Source organism: Buttiauxella sp. 3AFRM03 (genome assembly GCF_003675305.1).
Lineage (GTDB): Bacteria > Pseudomonadota > Gammaproteobacteria > Enterobacterales > Enterobacteriaceae > Buttiauxella > Buttiauxella ferragutiae.
In genome coordinates, this window is record NZ_CP033076.1 from 2187058 (window position 1) to 2207864 (window position 20807).

General features: G+C 49.2%; 16 protein-coding genes and 2 pseudogenes. 3 read left to right on the forward strand and 15 right to left on the reverse strand.

Annotated elements, in window-relative coordinates; translation table 11 throughout:
• The first annotated feature begins 7 nt into the window (after positions 1-7).
• Positions 8-1102 carry a DUF2817 domain-containing protein gene (locus tag D8682_RS11685; protein WP_238392836.1) on the forward strand — a complete coding sequence of 365 codons (1095 nt, stop codon included), beginning with the start codon at positions 8-10 and terminating at the stop codon, positions 1100-1102.
• On the opposite strand, the gene D8682_RS11690 is transcribed toward D8682_RS11685, so the two are convergent.
• A complete protein-coding gene (locus D8682_RS11690; protein WP_121815689.1) occupies positions 1099-1872 on the reverse strand; it encodes a 2OG-Fe(II) oxygenase family protein in 774 nt (257 codons plus the stop codon). The two genes, D8682_RS11685 and D8682_RS11690, sit on opposite strands and share 4 nt — an antisense overlap.
• Before the next feature lie 100 nt (positions 1873-1972).
• On the opposite strand from D8682_RS11690, the gene D8682_RS11695 reads away from it, so the two are divergent.
• Together D8682_RS11695 and D8682_RS11700 are read left to right on the forward strand one after the other, a co-directional pair.
• Positions 1973-2881, forward strand: a complete 909-nt coding sequence (locus D8682_RS11695) for a LysR substrate-binding domain-containing protein (RefSeq protein ID WP_121814309.1) — start codon at positions 1973-1975, stop codon at positions 2879-2881.
• A 260-nt stretch (positions 2882-3141) separates the two neighbouring features.
• Complete coding sequence (locus tag D8682_RS11700; RefSeq protein ID WP_064540247.1) at positions 3142-3903, forward strand: hypothetical protein; 762 nt, start codon at positions 3142-3144, stop codon at positions 3901-3903.
• A 157-nt stretch (positions 3904-4060) separates the two neighbouring features.
• Here the strand turns inward: D8682_RS11700 and D8682_RS11705 are convergent.
• The 14 genes and pseudogenes from D8682_RS11705 to tagH form a co-directional block, all read right to left on the reverse strand.
• Positions 4061-5388: pseudogene (locus D8682_RS11705) on the reverse strand (VasL domain-containing protein).
• 112 nt (positions 5389-5500) lie between these two features.
• Complete coding sequence (locus D8682_RS11710) at positions 5501-5971, reverse strand: DUF1240 domain-containing protein (protein WP_121814310.1); 471 nt, start codon at positions 5969-5971, stop codon at positions 5501-5503.
• 66 nt (positions 5972-6037) lie between these two features.
• Entirely contained in the window at positions 6038-6502 is a 465-nt protein-coding gene (locus D8682_RS11715) for a DUF1240 domain-containing protein (protein ID WP_121814311.1), read from the reverse strand.
• 66 nt (positions 6503-6568) lie between these two features.
• Positions 6569-7027, reverse strand: coding sequence for a DUF1240 domain-containing protein (locus D8682_RS11720; protein ID WP_162303014.1), 459 nt, complete (start codon positions 7025-7027; stop codon positions 6569-6571).
• Positions 7028-7031: 4 nt separating this feature from the next.
• Positions 7032-7754 (reverse strand): hypothetical protein, encoded by a 723-nt coding sequence (locus D8682_RS11725; RefSeq protein ID WP_238392837.1) that lies wholly within the window; start codon positions 7752-7754, stop codon positions 7032-7034.
• Positions 7755-7910: 156 nt separating this feature from the next.
• Positions 7911-8390: an Hcp family type VI secretion system effector gene (locus D8682_RS11730; protein ID WP_064539989.1), complete on the reverse strand. Its 480-nt coding sequence runs from the start codon at positions 8388-8390 to the stop codon at positions 7911-7913.
• Between the two features lie 74 nt (positions 8391-8464).
• Positions 8465-11989, reverse strand: a complete 3525-nt coding sequence (tssM, locus tag D8682_RS11735) for a type VI secretion system membrane subunit TssM (protein WP_121814313.1) — start codon at positions 11987-11989, stop codon at positions 8465-8467.
• Between the two features lie 18 nt (positions 11990-12007).
• Entirely contained in the window at positions 12008-13402 is a 1395-nt protein-coding gene (gene tssA / locus D8682_RS11740; RefSeq protein ID WP_121814314.1) for a type VI secretion system protein TssA, read from the reverse strand.
• Positions 13403-13406: 4 nt separating this feature from the next.
• Positions 13407-14012 (reverse strand): annotated as a pseudogene (vasI, locus tag D8682_RS11745) (type VI secretion system-associated protein VasI); the annotation flags it as partial.
• Positions 14013-14095: 83 nt separating this feature from the next.
• Positions 14096-16798, reverse strand: a complete 2703-nt coding sequence (gene tssH / locus D8682_RS11750) for a type VI secretion system ATPase TssH (protein ID WP_064539995.1) — start codon at positions 16796-16798, stop codon at positions 14096-14098.
• An 8-nt stretch (positions 16799-16806) separates the two neighbouring features.
• Entirely contained in the window at positions 16807-17550 is a 744-nt protein-coding gene (gene icmH / locus D8682_RS11755) for a type IVB secretion system protein IcmH/DotU (RefSeq protein ID WP_121815690.1), read from the reverse strand.
• Positions 17551-17629: 79 nt separating this feature from the next.
• Complete coding sequence (gene tssK / locus D8682_RS11760) at positions 17630-18973, reverse strand: type VI secretion system baseplate subunit TssK (protein WP_064556633.1); 1344 nt, start codon at positions 18971-18973, stop codon at positions 17630-17632.
• Positions 18974-18975: 2 nt separating this feature from the next.
• The gene (gene tssJ / locus D8682_RS11765; RefSeq protein ID WP_121815691.1) at positions 18976-19485 is read right to left on the reverse strand and encodes a type VI secretion system lipoprotein TssJ; all 510 of its coding nucleotides are present in this window, start codon (positions 19483-19485) and stop codon (positions 18976-18978) included.
• A 17-nt stretch (positions 19486-19502) separates the two neighbouring features.
• Entirely contained in the window at positions 19503-20798 is a 1296-nt protein-coding gene (tagH, locus tag D8682_RS11770; RefSeq protein ID WP_370090872.1) for a type VI secretion system-associated FHA domain protein TagH, read from the reverse strand.
• Between the last annotated feature and the right edge of the window lie 9 nt (positions 20799-20807).

Genomic DNA, 20807 nt, shown 5'->3' on the forward strand with positions numbered 1-20807 from the left:
ATAAATAATGATGACAGCGGATATTCCATTAGCGGATTATACCACTCAAAGGTCGCGTTTTATTTCTATGGCAGAGACGAAAGGTGGGTTGATTCATTCTTACCCACATCCACTCAGCGGCCCGAAAGGTGAATTACTTTATACCGATGTAGCGCTTTTTGGCAGTGAGACGGCATCTCGCATGATGCTTGTGATTTCTGGCACTCACGGGGTTGAAGGCTATTATGGCTCAGAGAGCCAGATTGCCTGGCTTGCGGAATTTGAGATGAATCAGTTACCTGCTGATACAGCACTGCTGTTTATCCATCTGCTTAACCCCTGGGGAACCGCCCACCTGCGGCGAGTCAACGAAGACAATATTGATCTTAACCGCGGTTTCATCGATTTTTCACAGACCATCCCGAGTAATCAAGACTATCTGCGTTGGCACGATATTTACTCTGGTGAGCGGGAATTTGCCGACAGGCAACTGGCGTCAGCGCTGTCCAGGGAGGGATGGCCTGCGCTAAAACGCGTAGTCGAGGCCGGGCAGTATCAGTATCCGACAGGCTTGTTCTATGGTGGCAACCAACCCAGTTGGTCCATGCAAACCATGCAAGCCATCATTGAGCGTCATCTCAGTCGCGCACGGACCATCATCAGTTTTGATCTGCATACGGGTGCTGGAGCCTGGGCCCATCCAATGCTGCTTTCTATTGCTGAGCAGCCATTCCCGGCACACGCATGGGGCAAACGGATCTACAAAGAATCACTGACGCTTTTGTTTACCGGTGCGGGTCGAGATAGCGATACCGGCGTCACAGCGACAGCAACGGGTTATTTGTCGCAGTTCCTGCTCAACGCTCTGCCTGATACCCAGATTCTGCCGCTGGTCGTGGAATGTGGCACCTACCCCGCAGAAGAGATGCACCGGCGACTACGGAACGATCACTGGTTACATCTCAAAGCTAATCCTGCCACTGCCGAGGGCCAGGAAATTAAACGTGATTTGGTGGAAGCGTTCTGGCCCGCCGATGAAGACTGGCGGGCACTGGTGGCGTTGCGTACTCAGCAATACTTTGCCCGTGGTTGGCGTGCGCTGCTTAACGAGACTGAAGATTAAAGACGCCCATAAAAGGTCATACGGGCGTTTTCTGATAGTGCGATATCCGGTTTAGTGTTGTAAGCCAGTACGACCAACATTCGCGTCACCTCACCTTCGGTGGGCGTGACGCGATGAAGCGAATTACGGCCCCGAAACAAAACCAGATCGCCCGGGTCAATTGCCAATTGATCGACAGTGCGGCGTTCATCAAGGACTTCTGCCACTCCGTCGTAATTCATCTCACCCGCATCTGCATCGCGCAAATCCTTCACATACTGAAAAATACCGCCCGCTAGCGGTTTTTGTAATAACAGAGTGATGGCAAACGATGAGTTATCAAAATGCCAGCCCAATTCCTTACCGTGTGGAGCATAGTGAATATTAATCGATGAGAGGGAGTCGGCATAAGGATAGAGAGCTTCTTCGCCCAGTACATCGCAAAGAAAAAACTGAAACTCAGCACTATTATAAAGTGTGCGTAGCGGCGAATTAGAGGCAATTAAATCATCAGTGATGCAACCTTTGGTACTGATTACGTCGCGATTGCGGGGATGTTCCGCACTGAATTCCGGATCGGTTTTCATCAGGTATGCATTATGGCTGCTGACCGTGTGATACGCCTGATGGCGCTGTGCTTCGGCCTCACCGATAATGGTATTCAGTGCTGCTGGTTGCAAAAACTGGCGTAGTACCAGCGCACCGCTGGCGTTTAACTGCTCCCGGCAAGAGCGACGCCAGGCGATATCGTTAATCGGGTGCGCGTCGAGACTAATAATGGATTCAGGCATATATGCAATTCTCATCGTTAGCAGGTGTGATTTTACTGTAATCCCCCTGCACGCTGAGTAGATAACGATAAATACTTAATACCTTGAAAAGGAAAAATTAATGCCTGCACCGCAACTGCGATTACCCAAAATCAGCGTGATTAACTCGTTCAAAGCGGCGGCTGAATTGGGCAGCCTTGCAAAAGCGGCAGCTCAGTTAGCGCTCACTCCTGCGGCTGTTAGCCAGCAAATTCGTCAGTTGGAGGAACAGCTAGGCAGTGCACTTTTTGTCCGCACACCAAACGGAGTGATGTTGACCGAAACAGGGAAAGAGTATTTACGTTATGTCACTGAAGCTTTTGATATTTTGCTGCTTGGCCAGCAAAACATTCGCTATGCCGCTGCGGCTCCCCGATTAACGCTCTATTCTTTGCCTTCACTGGCAACCAAATGGCTACTTCCCGAGTTACATAACTGGCGTGCCCATTGCCCGGATGTTGACCTGGCGTTGCATGGCACTCATACCCAGGTGGACTTCAACACCATGCATGCCGATTTTGTTATCTGTTTTGGTGAAGAGCGCTATAGCCAACTGGAAAAACAATTTTTATTTCACGATGAGGTGCTGCCAGTCGCCAGCCCGGAACTGGTTGCGCGTTTCCAGGGCCGGGATCTGCTAAACGAAGCACCACTGATTCATCTCGACTGGGGAAACGAAGGGCGTTTTCTACCTGACTGGCGAAGCTGGTTTCAGGCTAAAGAGAGGGAAGAACCTCAACCGCAGCCCTCTTTCATCTTCAATCTCACTTCACTCGCATTAGATGCCGCTGTCGCGGGTACGGGGGTTGTACTTGGGCAACGGCATTTAATTGCCAAAGAACTAGCATTAGGCAGCCTTGTTGTCGTAGATGAGCTCAGCCTGCCGCTGAGTAAACCCTATTTTCTCGCCTGGCCACAACGAACACTGAGCCAACCTGGAAGTAGCCAGTTAATTGCCTGGCTAGGAGGGATTGCCGGAACGGATGATTAATAAAAGTGCCGTGCCAGACCAAACATTGTGATATTTCTACTTACCTATTTAATATTACAGAAATATCACCACCACGACTAAAGACTTAATTCACCATCATGAAAATCATTCAGGTAATCATTTCAGCACAACCCATATATTTCATGAATGCATAATAAAATAAATCCTATTTTGCTGACTACTAGTACAGGTATATAATCACTTCAGATTTCCAGATGAACAATCACAATAATTTTGGCGAAAACAAGGAAGAAAGTAGCATGGATTCCAGGTCAACAGTCTTTTTGTGCGCGGCTGCATTTTTTCTTGCTGGCTGTGCACCACATTCCCCTATTGATGCAAAAAAAACCGGAGCATTTCGTCCAGAAAGTAGTGCCAGTAAAAATGCCCTCGCACAGCAACTGACTGACAAAGACATTTTTGGGAATGAAACGACACTGGCTGTATCTGAAGAAGATATTCAGGCAGCACTGGATGGCGAGAAGTTAAGTGTACCGCTGAATTCTGCCGTTATCCTGGTTCAGTCAGGTAACAAGGCGCCTGAAATGTCCATGCAACAGGAAATGGAAAAATACTATCGGGTATCGACATTCACCGGAATTCCAGACAGACAAAAAGTAGCTGTATGTAATAAAAATGAGAGTGGGGATATTATTGCCAGTGAAAATATGAATTATATGCAGGCGTTACGTTATATTGCAGCGAAGGGGCATCAAAGAGTCATTATCGTTTACCAGGATACATTGCAGTCAGGCAGATATGATTCTGTGACAAAAAACATGGCATGGTCCGATTATAAAAATGAAAAACTCACGGATTCAGCCTCACTGCGTTACCTGGTACGTTTTTCTCTGGTGAATGTAGCAACGGGTGAATGGGCTACCTGGTCACCTGTCAATTATGAATACAGTGTGCTCCCGGTTCAGTCAGGAAACATAAATACAACAGAGCAACAGATTATTCAGCTTAAGCAGAAAACGTTTGTAGCTGTGGTTAAAGATCTAGTGAACCGATATCAGTAATATCACCACATCTGCCGCCTGTAATTTATGGCGGCAGGCATTGATAAATATATTACTTTCGTACTTCATGTGAAATACGGTGATATATCAAAAACTATCACTTTCTGTTTAATGTCAGTTAAAAAATCTGCCATGTTAATCCCCCTGATAGTCAGTACTATTTATCAACTTTAGTGTCGGTTACCGTCCCCAGAACAGTGGTGTCTTTCAGCAACAACCAGCGGCTTAATACGCCATCCAGCCGCTCATTAATTTGTTTTTCCAGAGCATCAGTATTCAGCTTCTGCTCGTGTGCATCCTGGTATTGCGTCAGCAGGTATTCCAGAGGTGTTTCCTGGTTCAGCGTCCGTTCTGCCTGATAGACCATGGTTTTGATAGAAGAAAGTGTAAAACCTTCTTTCGCTTTTTCACGTTGTACTAACAATTCAGCGAATGCGCGTAAATCCGTGCGCGTCTGCTGCCAGCCCTTAAGTTCGGGGCTGTTTGCTGAGCGGCCTTTTAGCATGTCATTCCACTGCGCCGTCGCTTGCTGTTGTTGCAAACTTTCAGGCCACTGGCTGTCTGCCGTGCGAACCATCCGTTGACCCGTTTCCAGTGGTTTCAACGGTGAAACAGTAAGAAGTTGCTGTAACCGCTGCTGATAATTCGCCTGATCCGGTGATACTAACCACACAGTTGCTGCCCCTGCGCCGTATCGCGCACTGCACCGATTTGTTGCTGCATAGGGTAAACCTGCCACCACCAGAATGCGGCAACCACAACGGCGCTACAGAACACACCACCTGCAAATCCCTTAACGAGATTTCCCTTCTGGGCTATAGGCTGGCTGGCTGCCATACCATGAACAGCCACTCTCATCTCCGGCAATTCAGGAAGGGGCGGTAACAAATCGTGTGAGGTTTCTGCACCCTCTGGTGAGTACACCAGCGTCCGGACAGTCGGTTGTACTGGCACGCTGGTTATTAGCTGTGGTTCAAGCCGTTTTCGCGTGTTCTGCACAAAGTACAAAAGATTTTCCACACGCGGATGACGCTTCAACTCCACCTGCTGGAGTTTGTCGCAGATAAGTTGTAATGCCCGCTCAGTGCGATAGAGCAGCGGTAGGTCAGCGTCAGAAAATGACAGCTGTTGGCGCAAGATATTGCCAGTACGAGTGTTAAACCAGTCGAGCATTTCGGTGCGCGCGGGACCACTCTGCGGCCAGAATTTTTCCCATTCATGGCTTATCATCGCTGCCAGCAATTCAGTCCCTTCACAGAACCCGGGCAACCCTTGGGTACGGGTGCGAGCCAGCGTATAGTAAGCCGCAGTATGCAAATCTACTCCATTGGCTTTGAAAATCGCCAGCGCCAGCGATTCCACCAGTTTCCAGTTCAGTTCCGGTTGCGATGGATTATTGGCTTTATTAATTTCCTCGCGGATGGCACTAAATTCCGGCAATTCGCGCGGGTCGCTACCAGTAACGATGGTCTGCGTCTCTTTCATTTTACTTATTCCTTGGATGTAATTGAGAACAAAATAACCACGTACAGAATAATCTTTTGCTCATTATATATTTCGCATAACTCTTACAAATTCAATGTCGACAGATTAAACATTATTTAATAGAATCTACTTTGCTTTCCTGCTCAGGTGAATATGCTCTTTGTTTGCATATCTCTTTACTCTTAGCATAATAACTACCTGAGGATACGATACTTGTGGAATCACATTTATAGTAATCGGTGCCAAGAGGGTATACAGAAATAATCATGGAAATAATAATACCAACAACAAATGAGGAAATACTATAAACCGTTACTGGAATCATTAATTTCTGTATTACCGAAGCCATTCTTTTTTTCCATGGAAAAATCAAAAGGCAAATAATAAATAAATCAAAAAAAATCATAACCGGAGTGAAAAGGAATAAGGGTATTTGTTTCCAGTCATAATAAATATAATCATCTCCATTAATCAACCCAATCACTGTCTCACTGCCAATAGTGTAAAAAAACAACACACCACTCGTCAGGAGTATAATAAGAAAAACAGCCCCAGCTATACCTTTCAGCCTTACAATATCCATAATATAAACATCTCTTAATCATTAATGGGAATTGATAATCATCTGTGCTTTAAATATCTTCTGGATTTACCTCTGAGTTTCGTCTTCACTGTCTATTGAATATTCTCTCGCCTTGCACATTTCTTTACTCTTAGCGTAATGACTACCTGAAGAGACTATACTTGTGGAATCACATTTATAGTAATCGGTACCAAGCGGATATACAGAAATGACCATAGAGATAATCACACCAATAACAAATGAAGAAATGCCGTAAACTGTTACTGGGATCATTAATTTTTGCATTACCAAAGATATTCTTTTTCTCCAGGGAAGTAGTAACATACAAATAATAAATAGATCAAAAAAAACCATAACTGGCAGAAAAAGAAATAATGGAATTTGTTTCCAATCATAGGAAATATAGTCGTAGCCTTTGATTAGTTCTATTGTATCCGACCCTGCTTCATTGTAAATAAAAACTATCCCGCTCGTTAGAAACACAATAAGAAAAACAGCCCCAGCTATACCTTTCAGCTTTACAATATCCATAATATAAACATCTCTTAATCATTAATGTGAATTGATAATCATCTGTGCTTTAAATATCTTCTGGATTTACCTCTGAGTTTCGCCTTCACTGTCTATTGAATATTCTCTCGCCTTGCACATTTCTTTACTCTTAGCATAATGACTACCTGACACAATACTTGGGGCTTTACATTGATAGTAATTAGCACCCAGTGGGTAAATGGATATTATTAAAGAAAGCATAAAACCAAGAACCAATGCAGCAGCGGCATAAATTGTTGCTGGGATTATTAGCTTTAGCAAAGCAGGAGTCGTTTTCAAACTATATGGAAGAAGTACACTCAAACAGAGCACATCGCCATAAATTATTACAGGCAGTGCAAAAAATGATGGAATACTTCCCCACGTATAAAAAATATAATCCTCACTATTAATCAAACCCATTATAGTTTTGCTGCAAGCATTATAAAGAAAGATTATCATACTTGTCAGAAAGACAACCATAATAAACGCTACAACTTTTTTCTTGGATGTCTCAATATCCATAATGTCAATACTGCCCATTCAACATTGTATACAAATAAGGATTGGCATTTTTGACATTCCATTCAGTCACTTTCTGATGTTCTTCCATCCCTTTATCGATACTCGAGATTAGTTTATTGGATAAATGAAATTCTTCATCCAAATACATCAATCCGGTCGTAACAGCAACCCCTAATAAAATAATAAGCACTATGCCAGCAGAAATTGGGAGAGTGACACTAAACATAATTCCTGCTCCTGCTACTACCATTTTTGTCACAAATATAGTCACCACTACTTTAGCCACATCCATGGTGATATTTCCAATAAATGCGGCAACAGCCTCCCCGCTGTGATCGGAAAAAATAAACTCCACAACACGTTGAGCAGCAGAAAAATAAATGCAGAACCGTGCACCACTCATGATTCCGGCATTAATTCCTGCTTTTCCTATACCCAGTTCAAGGATCTGTGGGTGATTAACCGCATAACGGGTTCCATTCAAAATTCGGCGCAGAGAAGCATAGCCGGTAATTTTAATATAGGTGACACCTTTCTGAATATAAGTTTCTGCCTTAACACCCAACCCTTTAAATCTAAAAACCAGCTTCTCAGCCTCTCTGTAGCTCATCAGTTTAGTAATATTTTTTGCACCAGATATTGTATCTTTTATATTGCCTGCAAAGGTGGTGCCGTAACTATAAAGATCCTTCACAGCATCAAGTGCTTCATCCGTAGTTAACAGCATTATATGCTGCGTGTTTTTTGATAATTGTGCTTCTAAATCGCGGCGACTTTGTCTCCATGCCTCCAGAATGGTATCGTCCCCCCCCTTATGAAAGCATCCTGAGCATTATTCTCTAACCACTGGGAATAACTTGTCATTTAAACACACCTCCCTAATTCAGAAAATACGATCGCTCCATAAACTATATGCACTGGTTCCCGCAGTACAGTGCTCCCAATTAATTGACTCATATGTCAGTTCAATAGTTTCTTGCGGTTGGCCATCACTATCATCAATAGTATGGGGAACCTGAAGATGAATTCCCGCTATTCTGGCATTAATTAATTTCAGCTTATAATAACATTCATTCATGCCCATACGATTGGTACGATAGAAACTGAAATCACAAGTTAGACATTCATTTTCAGTGATGGCTTTCCCCAATAAAGGGGATGATTTATCTATCGGCTTAACCATCGTTAGCGCCTGGTGATTAACATTCTGCTGCCGAGTTAAGCTGTGAGACAATTCCATCACCATTATTTGATCATAATGAATAACCTGCGCTTTATTACCGATAGAATTCAGAGAAGAACATCCAGCTGAAATTAAGCCCTGTAATTCCCCGTTAAGAGACATATATATGAGATTTGCCATAATTATTCCGCACGATAAGTTTAAATATTATGTGATGCCTTCATCAGATAAATAACCTGAGAAGGCATCGATCCTTAGTACAGCGTATCCGTCAGTTTGAACTGGCTGAATAGCCCGCCAACAAATGGGTTATCTTCTGTATCGGTATGTACCCGATATACCATTGCACCGCCATCCACATTAAAGCGCACACTGAAACTACCATCCTGAATGTTGGTTAATTGGCCTGCACCAAATAACCGGAATTGCGCCCACGGCCCACTGAAGCTAATACTTCGTGGTGCATTCCCTCCAGTACCGATCATCGTCAGCTTGCTCTCGTTACCTTCGCGCATATTGTTCGGCCACACCAAATGCGCGGTATAGTTACGCCCCTGGCTATAATCGACAAGCTGGCCATCCAGGTTCAATACGCTGCGCCGTTTGTTACCCGAAAGCTGCACCGGCTCCACCGCAAACTGAGTCCCTAAACCGTTTTGCCGACTGAAAAAGATGTCGCGGATTTTTTGCGCGGTATCTAGTTGCTGGCGGATATCTTCGCGAATAATCACGTTGTTATCGCCATCCACCAGACTCAGATCGTTTTCCATAAACAGCTTCAGGTTCTGCTGATAAAAGCTGTCCAGAATACCGTCTGGTTTAAAGAAACGTTCAAACGCGTCCAGCGATGCATCCTGCGATGAACGCGGGTTAAACGGATAGTTATTCGCAAGCTGTTCATTGAACGGTTTTACTACGTTTTCGCGCCAGTCCACTTCCATATAGTGAACAGCTTCCACCATCACCACATGCCAGGCCTGGTCAGCTAGCTTGCCTACCCAACGGTTGAGCGGTGCGGGCAATGTTTTCGCCATCTGCCGAGTGGCGAAAATAGGGTCGCTGCTGTTTTGATCCAGCCGTAACTGCACGGCTTTCAGCGCTGATTTACCCGGCACCGGTGCGTTCTGAATAGCCTGTAGATAACGATGCAGCTCTGTCAGTTGTTGGTAAACTGCCTGTAGAGTGCTTTCTTTGTCTTTCTGTACCGTCAGTGTGCTGTTTTCGGTAGCAAACTCATGCCCCAGACGCGTCAGCAACAGGTAATCCGGCTCTGCCAACGCTTCTTCGCGGGCCTTGTCATCCAGTTTTTCGGAAAACACCGCCGGTTGCGTGTTATCCCGCAATGCGGTCAGCGCCCGCTGAAGAGGTTGGTCGCCGCTGATGATTTGCTCCAGCGACCCTGCCAGTTCCGTGATCGACTCATAGTTATGCACGTTCAGGTTGTCCATCCCTGCACGCCAGGTCGCTGTGTAATCGCTGAAATACTGCTCGGTGAGTTGACGTTGGATTTCAGCCCGGTCAGCCTCGCTGTATTTCACACTGCGAGTCAGGTTCAGTACCCAAGAGTCCATCGCCGTCAACTCCACCAGCGCGTCACGCTGTTGCACAAAGTAACTTTGCAGGCCGTAACGGGTAAGAAACTGCGGGACAATTAGTTTGCTGTCATCTGAAGAGGTAAACACCAGATCAAAGGTCGGGCCGACCTGGTCACGCAAATTCAGATCAGCAGGCAACACACCCAACGCCCTTGTTTTCAGGCTCTGGTAGACGCGCTGGTAAACCGGCAGTTTGCTGAGTTCTTTCTGTGCGGCAGCGACTGAATTTTCATACGGTGTCCAGCGATTGATGGCGTCGACATCGCCTGCCACACGCTCTGCCTGCCAGTCTGTATGCTTCAGGCTGTAATCGAGGTGCGCCATCAGTTGCGCTTGCACATCGCGCTGGCCATGAAACTTATCGCTCCAGCGTTTCGCCATATACTGCTTCACCGCAGTCACGTTGCGCCCGCTTTTGTCTTCCAGCATCCTGATCACACGTAGTACAGCAAGTTTCTCTTCACTGCCATCCGGAGCTGCTGCCAGATCCTTCATCAGGCCATTAAGCAGGGCTGGGAGATAACGCTGATCCAGCAGTTGCAGATAAGTCTGTTCCACATAGGGACCAATACGCCGCCCTTGATATAACCCCAGTTCAGCCAGGCGGCTACGCTCGCCCCAGTCACCATACGCCAGCGTGGCATCACGTACCGGGTTAAGCAGAGGCAATTGCAGATTGCCGTAGTCATCTGTTCCCTGTGGTGGCGGTACGGCCATAAATGCCCTCGCCTGTTCCAGTACCCTAATCCCTGCGCGCCAGTTGGTGTTGTAGTAATGCTGCCAGCCGCTGATGAGCAGGATGGCCAGAACTGCACCGCATGCCGAAAAAGCCATCATCTGGCGACGGGCATTACCCAGCCAGACGCTATTTTCCCCAGACAAATTAGGCTCTGCCAGCAACGCTTGTGGAAACAGATTGCGGGTGAAATACGGTACGGTGTCTACCAGTGGCCAGGCCACTAGCGGGCTGCTACCCAGCCGATATTGACGGGCAGCGGACTGCATAAAGATGTCATCTACCTGACCACGTTGCAGCGAAGAGGTGAGGTACACCCCGCGCAGCATGACATCCATGTTTTCGCCGTCCAGCAAGGCGTCAATCAGCGCAGTCAGGGATTCGCGGCTGCCCTGTATTTGGCGGGCAAAGCTGAACAGGGAACTGCGATTGTGGTTCTGCGCCAGCATCAGATCCGGCAAGCTATGGTTGAGCTGTTCTACCCATTTTTGCCAGAATGTATTCAATTCCGTACGCCAGTCTTCATTCTTATGGGCATGGCGGGTAAAGGTGACGCCGAGAATAGTGTCACGATCTTTTTTGTCCAGCGACTGAAACAGGGCGGCAAAACCATGGAGTAAATCCAGTCGGGTTAGCACCACATAGACCGGTAACTGGCAGTGAAGATGTTGACGTACATCCTGCAGACGGCTGCGCAGCATCTGCAACAGATTCTCACGGCGGCGTTTGTCAGCAGTAAGCAGATCAGTAAAGTCCAGTGTCAGGATCAGGCCATTCAGCGGCTGACGGGCGCGTTTTTCGACTAACCAGCCCAGAATGTGTTCCCAGCGCCGACGGTGTAAGACATCTCCATCTGGCTGGTCGCAGAGCGCACCATCAATATCAAAAATCACCGCCTGCTTCCCGACATGCGGTGTTATGCGTAGATGTTGTTCTGCTCCCCGAACGGCTTCAGGAGTATAAATAATGTCAGATGGAAAACCTTCGCGCAGCAGCGCTGTTTTACCACTCCCTGTTGGGCCTATGACCATATACCATGGCAATTGCCACAGGTAACGACGGCTGTCGAGATGACGTTGCAGACGCAACAACCAGCGATCAAGATAACGCTGCTGTGCATTCAGTTCCGCGCTGAGCGGATCCTGCGTCTCCTCACGCTGCTGACGCTGCTGTTTTTCAAGTTGCTGCAGTCGCTTCATGACCCTGATAGTCAGCCACGCCAGCGCGATCAATCCCCAGGCTGCAGTGGCCAGCCAGCGGTTTGCCAAAGGTTGTAGCCAATACTCGTCATACAGCTTCCACGCGGGGCCTTTCCACCAGATCCATACCAGCAGAAAGATCCACGCCAGCATCAACAACCAGGCAGCGGAAACCTTTAACCGCGGCATCGCCGGCCTGAGCATGGTCTTAAGCCCGCTAAACAGTCGGGGGGTTGGTAATCTGAACACAAAAACTCCTGTAATTTCTTATTGTTCTGCCGTGAATTTGTTTTTCAGTGCTTCCAGCAATGACGGCTCCCAGTCGGCCAGCATCATCCGCCCCCCTGCCTGGAACATCATCCGGTACTGCTGTTGAGCAAGCTGTTCCATCCCTGCTTCTTCCATCAGTTGTGCACCAAGATACTGCCGGTGAAACTGGTCACGGGGCTCCCCTGCGGGAAGTTGCTCCAGATACCGCAGCGCCGCTTCCAATCCGTGATCGCTAAAGCACTGACGGATGGCCTGCGTAGCTTCATCTGTCTGCACGGCATGAGTTGGCTGGCTACCCTGCCCTGCAAGCAGCCACTGTTTCGTTGGTTCAGCCATAAACGGTGTGAGATCGTTAAACTTTAAGTTAGCCAACTGAGGTAACAGGGTGAGAAAGCAGGTAACTTCATCGCGGATAGACTCCGCCACGCGGGAATAGCCAAGATGCTGCGCGATTTGTGCGGAAAGGTAATGGCCGTCAATCCAGTACGGGGCAAGCAATAGACTTTTCTCTGTCTGTTGCCATAACGCCATATCCGCAGTGTTCAGACGGGACTGGTACTCTGCTGCCATATCGGCAGAGACTGCCGCCAGTTGTGTGCGTCCATCGCTTTCAGCCTGAGGAGTGCTGGTGATAGATTGCCATAATGCATGGCGGCGCAAACGGTAGCCCTGCGGCGAGTCCGGTTGGCGTTCACATAAGATGGCTGCAACTTTCAGTAACGTGTCGCGCCAGGTTTTATCGTCATGGCTATCGATATTTACCATTGCCGCAGGCGTTGTTGATACCGGCAAAGCAGCGGTCTGCACCGGGGTAGCGGTGGACTGTGTAGATGCAGGAGAAGAGACTGGCGAGCAGTCCCGAAATGCCCGCTGGTAAAGAGCAAAGAGATCATCTGCGGACTGTGCCAGTTCCGGCGCGTTATGTTCCTTCCAGCGCAGTGCAAGTTTCGCCAATTCCCCCAGTAGCAGGTCGCGTTGTGTGGCATCAGCCTGCCGGGCAAAACCATCAACGCCAGGCTCAAAACGCTTTATCACCTGCCCGGCAAAGCGCTTTTTATGCGCCATATTTTGTGGCGCAGCGACCAACCAGTAGTGTTCCACGTAACGGTCCAACAGGCGCAATGCCAGCAACGGGTTGCCAGCGTGTTGCAAGGTACGCAAAAGATGCGCCAACAGACGGAAGTCTTTGCTCTCTGAGGCCAGGAGTACAAGCCCACGACGCTGTATTTCTGGAATATTCAGTTGACCATGCGCCAGCGAACCGAGCTTGACGATGTCGCCGTCAATATACTCCCAGTCAGGATTGTCATCTTTCAGTGCTGCGGCTGATTTATCTTCTGGCAGATTTTCCAGTAGGTGTGCAAACCACACATCGGGATTATGTAAGTCCATCTATTTATTCCCTCGCCCAGTGACAGGCTTCCTGTAACGGCTTAATCACCTGCGCTAGTCCGTCGATATTAAAAGTCAATTTCCCGGCGGCGCTGTCCGTGCCAGTGTTAATAGTCAGTGTTTTTGCCCCCAGGATCTGTCTGATTTCATCAATACCGGATAGCCCCCGGCTGGCCTCCAGCAGCGTACCGTTCTCACGTACAAACCAGTGGCTACTGAAAGTTCTGTTATCTGCATTCAGTTGGACGGTGAGATCGTGTCTGTTCAGCGGTTGCATTAGCGCTACCTGCATCCGGGTGATGTTGTCCACGCAACTGAACATCAGCACCGGGCGAGGCGGCAAGTTGCCAATCGCAGGGGTAGTGATAGTTACCGTCGGGCGCTCGCCAGAAGCCTGTGTGATCAGCAATTCAGTAGTATTGCCGGTACGCTGTTTTTCCTGCTCAATAGCTCGCGTCCACGCCTCCCCAACGTAACTTGCTTTTGCCAGCGCACCGCTGAACCCCTGTGATTGCATCGGAGCGAGTATTTGGTCATAGCAATCGAGACGCTCTAGTGCCGCAGACTCCCGACGGCAGGATTGCATTGCCTGCAACGAGGACAATGCATCCTGCGCCTGCGGTGCAACGTCGGGAAATTCCCCGGCATACACCGGAGAGAACGTCAGAGACGCCATCAGCGACCAGCAGGGAGCTATTCGCATAAAACGTCTTCTTCCTCAGCAATCGTTGCTTCATTCAATTCATCTTCTACTTCTGCCGTAAACACGCCGTTCACTGCGCTCAGGCAAATCCGCGCAATCGCCGTACTGGCGGCCATTTTCTGCAACAGCAGTAGAGAAAGTGGCGGCAGCATCTCTCCGTCAATCACCGACTCAAGCATACGAGCCCCGTTTTCCGCGCGGGTGACTCTCTGCATGATTTCATCCGTCACTTCCGGTTCAATCACCACTTCTGCACTAAAGCGGGTGTGCAAAATGTTCTCAAGGCGGGCTAGCTTCCCGGCGATAATCACGGATAAGGTCTCGCGTGAAAGCGGTAAATAGGGTACGACTTCCATACGCGCCAGTAGCGCAGGTTTGAAAAATTCCGCTAGCAGCGGATACAACGCTTCCTGCATGACTTCAGGATTTTCGGCATGTTCAACAATCACCTGGTAACCAAGGTTGGACGTCAGGAAAAATACAATGTTTTTGCAGTCAATAAGACGACCTTCACCGTCGGCCATCTCACCTTTATCAAATGCCTGGTAGAAGAGGTTGAGCACATCCGGATGAGCTTTTTCCACTTCATCCAACAGGACTACTGAGTAAGGTTTCTGGCGAATGGCTTCGGTCAACACCCCACCTTCGCCGTAGCCAACGTAACCAGGAGGTGAACCAATCAGGCGCGAGACGGTGTGTTTTTCCTGGAACTCCGACATATTAATGGTGGTGAGATACTGGCGACCGCCGTAGAGCAGTTCTGCCAGTTGCAGCACGGTTTCGGTTTTACCCACACCGCTAGGGCCAGCCAGCAGGAAGGCGCCGAGCGGACGCCCTGGCCGGCGCAAATCGGCCCGCGCAGTCAGCAGATGTTTGTGTAGATGTTTGATTGCCAGCTCTTGACCTTTGATGGTATCGCCGAGCCACCGTGGTAACTCAGTAATGACCGACATTTCGTTTTGCGACAGACGGTTAAGTGGGACGCCAGTCCATTCGGCAATCACAGCGGCAATTTGTTTTTTATCAACGTGCGGCGAGACCAGTAACTGAGTATGATGCAGGGCATCCAGTTCGGCGGTCAGTTCCGCCAGACGTGTTACAGGACAAATCCCGGCTTCGTTTTCAGGCTGTTCCATTACAGGTTCATCTGCTGCTTCGGCGGCATCATCGCTGACAACCACCGCTTCCAGCAGCCCTTGTCGCAGCGTGATAATCTCCTGCACCAATGCCTGCTGCTGGTGCCATGCGGCTTCCAGTGTCAATAATTCACTATGCGCTGTTTCATATTGTGCTTGAACCTCGTCCCGTCGCGACGTATCAGAACGCAGGCCAATTCGGATTTCGCGTTCCAGCTGACGGATTTCCGCTTTACATTGGTGGATCAGAGTGGTCAAGGCTGAGATTTGTTTTGGCGGCGACGAGAGGTTAATCGCTACGCGTGCACAAGCGGTATCCAGCACATCAATAGCTTTGTCTGGCAACTGACGGCCAGAAATATAGCGCTCGCTAAGTGACGCCGCCGCCTGTAGAGCCTCATCGTCAATCAGCACACCATGCGACTGTTCATATACCGCCGATAGGCCACGCAGGATAATAGTGGACTCGGCAGCATCCGGTTCGCTGACCTTCACTAGCTGGAAACGACGTGACAACGCAGCATCTTTCTCGAAGTATTTTTTGTATTCGCTCCAGGTCGTAGCAGCGATTGTTTTCAGCTCACCACGAGCCAGGGCGGGTTTGAGCAGGTTGGAGATATCCAGCCCCCCCTGCTGATTGCCTGCGCCAATTAGCGTGTGCGCCTCATCAATAAACAAGATGATTGGTTTCGGTGACTGAATCACTTCCGCCATCAGTCCTTTAAAACGTTTTTCAAACTCCCCCTTGACTGACGCCCCTGCCTGAAGTGCACCTAAATCCAGGGTCATGATATCGGTATCGCGTAGCTTATCCGGTACTTGGCTTGCGACAACGCGTAACGCCAGTCCTTCAATTAGTGCACTTTTACCCACGCCCGCCTCCCCGACTACCACTGGGTTGTTCTTACGGCGACGGCAGAGAATATCGATCATCAGGTCTATTTCGTTATCGCGGCACAATACCGGATCAAGTCGCCCCTGACGGGCATCTTCGGTCATGTTCTTCGCATAGCGGGCAAGTAAGCTGTCACCTGTATCTGCTGCTGTATTGACGGCCAGTCCCTCTGCATTCAATAGCACTGTTTCCGCTGATTCCTGCGTCCACTGTGCAAAATCCTGTTGCAAACGGTCACGGTTAATACCGCTCAACAGACGAGCTGCAGCGGGAGGTAAATAACGCAACGGTGAATGTAACAGGGCTAGCAGCAGCACACCGCCACGCAATTCGCTCTGTTGCATTTGTGCAGACGCCAGTAGCCAGGCCTCTTTCAGCCATTCAACCAGCATCGGTGAAAAAGAGGGGTAACTGTCTGTTGAACGGGAGCTGGCATAATTTTCCACTGTCAGTGCCTGGCGTAGATCATCCAACCGGATCTCGGCATGTTCGGTGATCACCCGCAGGTCGCTACGAGGAATGGCAAGCATCTGTATTAATATGTGGCTAACAGTAATCTCCACTGCTTGCTGGCTCATGCATTCCGATGCAGCCGTCTCTAACGCCTGCCTGGAAAAGAGGTTAAGGCGTTTTACCAACGTTGATAAATCAATCTGGATCATAGGTGTCCTTACCTGGCGAGCAGCCGGTTTAACTGGTGGAGAATGTCCTGCGTCTGGTTATCCAGGCGCAGCAGGTAAAATAGGAAAAACAGAACCAACACAGTAAAACCACCGAGCAGCACATGTTTAATGGTCAGCCGCTTGATTAACTGATAACGCCCGCCCTGTGTTTTATTATCCTGATGCAGCAGCGGGAACGGCGCATCGCCACGCAGCCCATGCAAAGCATGGTGCAGACGGCGGTAAATCAGCTCAAATTCCCCGGAATCCTGTACCGCAACTTTGTAGCGCCCACGAAAACCCAGAGAAAAACACAGATATAAGAACTCCAGTAAGTCCTGGTAGCGTTTTGGTTCGCGCATCAGTCGCTCGAGCAAAATAAAGACTTTCTCACCGCCCCACGCTTCATTATGGAAATGCACCAGTAAAGATTGTTTGATCCACTCATTCTTGTTCGACCAACCATTACCTAGCGCCACCTCGTCTATAAAGGTGCAGAGGATGTAGCGAAATGAAACGATAGCGCCAGGTTCATAACCCTGCTCCTGGAGCAACTGCTCTATTGCCTGCACATCCGTCACCACCTGAGGAAATAGATGTTCCGGCATGGCATGGCTGTTCATCCCAGTGACGCGCATGACCATCCCCAACATCGGAGTGGCAGCGTCAATCATTGGGTTCAGGCTGCTACCACGCAGGACGAGACGGTAATGGCGCAGAGATATTTCTTCTCCACCTTCAGGTGAAACCATTCTGCTCTGCCCGGGGGAGCCCACGGTGAGCAGAGGGTCATTTTTGTCGGATAGAAGAACGGACTGTTCGCTCATAGACTTAGCCTCTTATCGCCCACAGCTGCATGTCTAGTTCCGGGAAATTACCGGAAATATGCAATGCCAGCGCACCGGCTTTCACCACGTCCTGCCAGGCCGAAGAACCTTTTTCCAGTTCGAAGTAAACATACCCGTCGTGATACGGAAGCTGGCGCGGGGCAGCGGTCAGTGTACGCAGCGGCACACCCGGTACCTGCACACTGACCACATTGCGAATCTTGTCAGTAGCGGCGATTTTGGACTGCTGAGTAAACTGGAGGATAATCTGGTTGCTCGGCATACGTGCGCGGACCGCCAGTACAAAGGAGCCGGATTGCAGCAGTGCCGGATCGTTTACAGTAGCGAGATAGACACCATCCGAGAAGCTCAATGGCAGGTTCTGCGCACGTGGCATCAGCACAGTGTTAAGCGCACGGCGCAGTTCCGGTATCACCGTTTTAAACGACATAGTGAGGTCGCGATGAATGTAAACCTCCACACTACAGGGTTGACGGCTGTTTTCAGTAAACGTCATCAACTCACCCAGTAGCCGGACCAGATCCAGATAAAAACTTTCGGGGTGCAAAGTATGTAAGTGCGAGCGGTGATTGAAGTGCATCTGACTGCGATTGAGCATCTGCAACATCATAAATTCCGCAACATCAGCAATACCGCTTTGCTCAGGGGAGCCGATACGTTTCGCCAGTTCGCTGGCACGATTGCTGATAAGGCCCTGCACATCACCAGCAAATGCACTCAGCACCGAGCTGACCCGAATGGCCTGACAGGTAGGAATAAAACTGTCATCCAGCACCAGTGCACCATTGGGTTGCAGGCTCCGGATACGGCATAGCGGCAATGTCACCATGGCACTGAGATCGTCCGCGCCGCTGACAATTTTCGGTACTAGCATTCCCAGTTCGATCTGCTGTACGTCGCCACCATCGGAGTGTAAATCACGGACATCGGCACGGGTTAAGCTGTAACGCTCCGTTCCGTTCCCGGTACTCTGATGCCCCTTAATTTCGCAGATAATATCGCTGATCACCGGTATCGCCAGGTAAATATCATGGCTTCCTGGAGCGGACATATCGATGGGTTGAAAAGGCACGGGAAGATGATCCTGCTCAGGAATACTGAACACCGTGCCATCAGGCATACAGCCAGTCGCACTGGAAAGCATAATTTTCCCCTGCGCGAGGAGCTCTGTATTGAGTGACAGCTCAGTAAACCCCCAGGCGAAATCATCCCGGGCATTGATACGCTGGTTCAGCAGGTATTCATGGTTACGCTGCTGTTGCTGAAAATGCTGAGGCACGGCGAACAAACCTTCCTGCCAGATCACTTTATTTTTCATGGTCGCCATTATCAGTTTTCCTCTTTTTTCATTTCGATGCTGTTCTGCCGTACATGTACCAGCAGGCGATACTCATGGTGACCCGCGCCTTCCACTGGTTCGATTTGTTTCCATTCAGTGGTCTGATCGTCAGAAAAATAGGCAATGACACCAATAAACTGTGTTTTTTCATCCAGTTTCACTGGTGGCAGGGTTTTCATAGAGTCAGGCAATAAGCTGAAATCCTGGTGATCGATATAATTTTTCCCAATCACGTCCGGTAACGCGGTTCTGGCAATCTGGTCATAATCCGCAGCCTGTAATTTTGAGTCATCGCTCATGTAAACCAGTTGCACATCCACTGGAGCGGCTTCACCATCTACGTTGGTATTGGTGTCCGGTTCAGTTAGCAGGGTAATCGTGATTTCCGACGGCTGCTCTGCCCGCTTTCCAACCTGAACACTCGGGTCGCTGATCACCTGACCAATTTTTTTCGCTGTCTCGCAACCACTCAGGGTTGCGGCAAGCAACGTTATCCAGATGCAGAAAACGCGTCCTTTCACTCTTCAGGCTCCCGCTGTTTCTCACGCAGCACCCGGTCATAGACCTGGGCGTATACTTCGTTGAACAACATGGAAAAACCCTGCTGGCGATCTGAAGCCAGTTCGTCGTAATAATGGCTGTACATCTGCCAGGAACCTGCATCATCAAGTTGTTGACGCAGTTCATGGCTGCAACGGTATTGAATAAAGCGACGCATCAAACTCTGCGGAGAGAAAGCCTCCAGCATCACGTGTAATGCTTCATTGATAGCTGCCTTGTTTGCTTCGTCATGATGGCGAATGTTACGCAAACTCTCAGCAATGGCCGCAGGGGCCGCAAGATGTACCGGGCTTTTGCCTTCGGCAAACATCACATCCACAGCAGTGGAATAATCCAGATTCAGGCGTAGGGGGTTATCTTCCAGGGGACGCAGATGTTTGTCTGACAGGCTACTTTGCCGTTGTTGTAGGTCGAGCAAGCCCTTTATTGCTGCCTGTAATGAACGCCCTGCTTCTTCGAGAAAATCGTCCGCATCCTGAGAGTTACGTACGGCAAGTGAGCTACCCAACCCGCGGAGAAGCGGGGTAACGGCAAGGTGGCGCTGCGCCATCTGAGCAGGCGAATCGGTATTCTCATTAGTGTCACGATTGTCACGTGCATCGGCATACATAGGAGGAAGATCCATAAAAGGAATATCGATCCCACTATTATTGGCAGGATCGGACAACTGGGCGGAAGACCTACCGCGCGCCATACCAGAAAGCAGATCGCCTGCAGTGGTCAGGTTTTCGGCCTGAAGCACCTGCAATGGGTCGGTGGAAAAACCATTTACAACCGTGTCCGCAAGTTGATGGCGGTGAGGCATTCCTGGATATGCAGGCTGGCCGTCAGTGGTCAGCAGGGCATCAGCTAGTCGATCACGGTTTGTCACTATCGTTTCGGGCGCGGCCATCTGTTCGCCATAACTCACCAGCTTCCCTTCGTGAATAAACACTTTCAATACCAGTGCGCCCAAGCCAATCTCATCGCCCTGACACAAACGCACCAGCCCAGTGTCTACCGATACTGAAGCTTGATTAATCATCAATCCGGGTGTCAGATTGCGTAAACAGAATGTGCCATCATGCAGGACGACCTGGCAGGCACGGCCTGCAACCGAACCAGCCCGGTCCTGTATCGGCCAGTGGCATGCCTGCGTATGACCAATATCCCCACCTCCGGCGGAAAAAAGGCATTTTGCGGCACGTCCACTTTCCAATTCGTTGCCGTTCATCACCTGTAACGTCAGTGATAATGCGGAAGACTGTGGTATTTCCTCAGC

Coding starts and splice junctions, on each gene's coding strand:
- D8682_RS11690 (WP_121815689.1), bottom strand. CDS start 1,872: ATGCCTGAATCCATTATTAGTCTCGACGCGCACCCGATTAACGATATC.
- D8682_RS11700 (WP_064540247.1), top strand. CDS start 3,142: ATGGATTCCAGGTCAACAGTCTTTTTGTGCGCGGCTGCATTTTTTCTT.
- D8682_RS11710 (WP_121814310.1), bottom strand. CDS start 5,971: ATGGATATTGTAAGGCTGAAAGGTATAGCTGGGGCTGTTTTTCTTATT.
- D8682_RS11720 (WP_162303014.1), bottom strand. CDS start 7,027: ATGGATATTGAGACATCCAAGAAAAAAGTTGTAGCGTTTATTATGGTT.
- D8682_RS11725 (WP_238392837.1), bottom strand. CDS start 7,754: ATGCTGTTAACTACGGATGAAGCACTTGATGCTGTGAAGGATCTTTAT.
- D8682_RS11685 (WP_238392836.1), top strand. CDS start 8: ATGATGACAGCGGATATTCCATTAGCGGATTATACCACTCAAAGGTCG.
- D8682_RS11715 (WP_121814311.1), bottom strand. CDS start 6,502: ATGGATATTGTAAAGCTGAAAGGTATAGCTGGGGCTGTTTTTCTTATT.
- tssA (WP_121814314.1), bottom strand. CDS start 13,402: ATGGACTTACATAATCCCGATGTGTGGTTTGCACACCTACTGGAAAAT.
- D8682_RS11730 (WP_064539989.1), bottom strand. CDS start 8,390: ATGGCAAATCTCATATATATGTCTCTTAACGGGGAATTACAGGGCTTA.
- tssK (WP_064556633.1), bottom strand. CDS start 18,973: ATGGCGACCATGAAAAATAAAGTGATCTGGCAGGAAGGTTTGTTCGCC.
- D8682_RS11695 (WP_121814309.1), top strand. CDS start 1,973: ATGCCTGCACCGCAACTGCGATTACCCAAAATCAGCGTGATTAACTCG.
- icmH (WP_121815690.1), bottom strand. CDS start 17,550: ATGGTTTCACCTGAAGGTGGAGAAGAAATATCTCTGCGCCATTACCGT.
- tssH (WP_064539995.1), bottom strand. CDS start 16,798: ATGATCCAGATTGATTTATCAACGTTGGTAAAACGCCTTAACCTCTTT.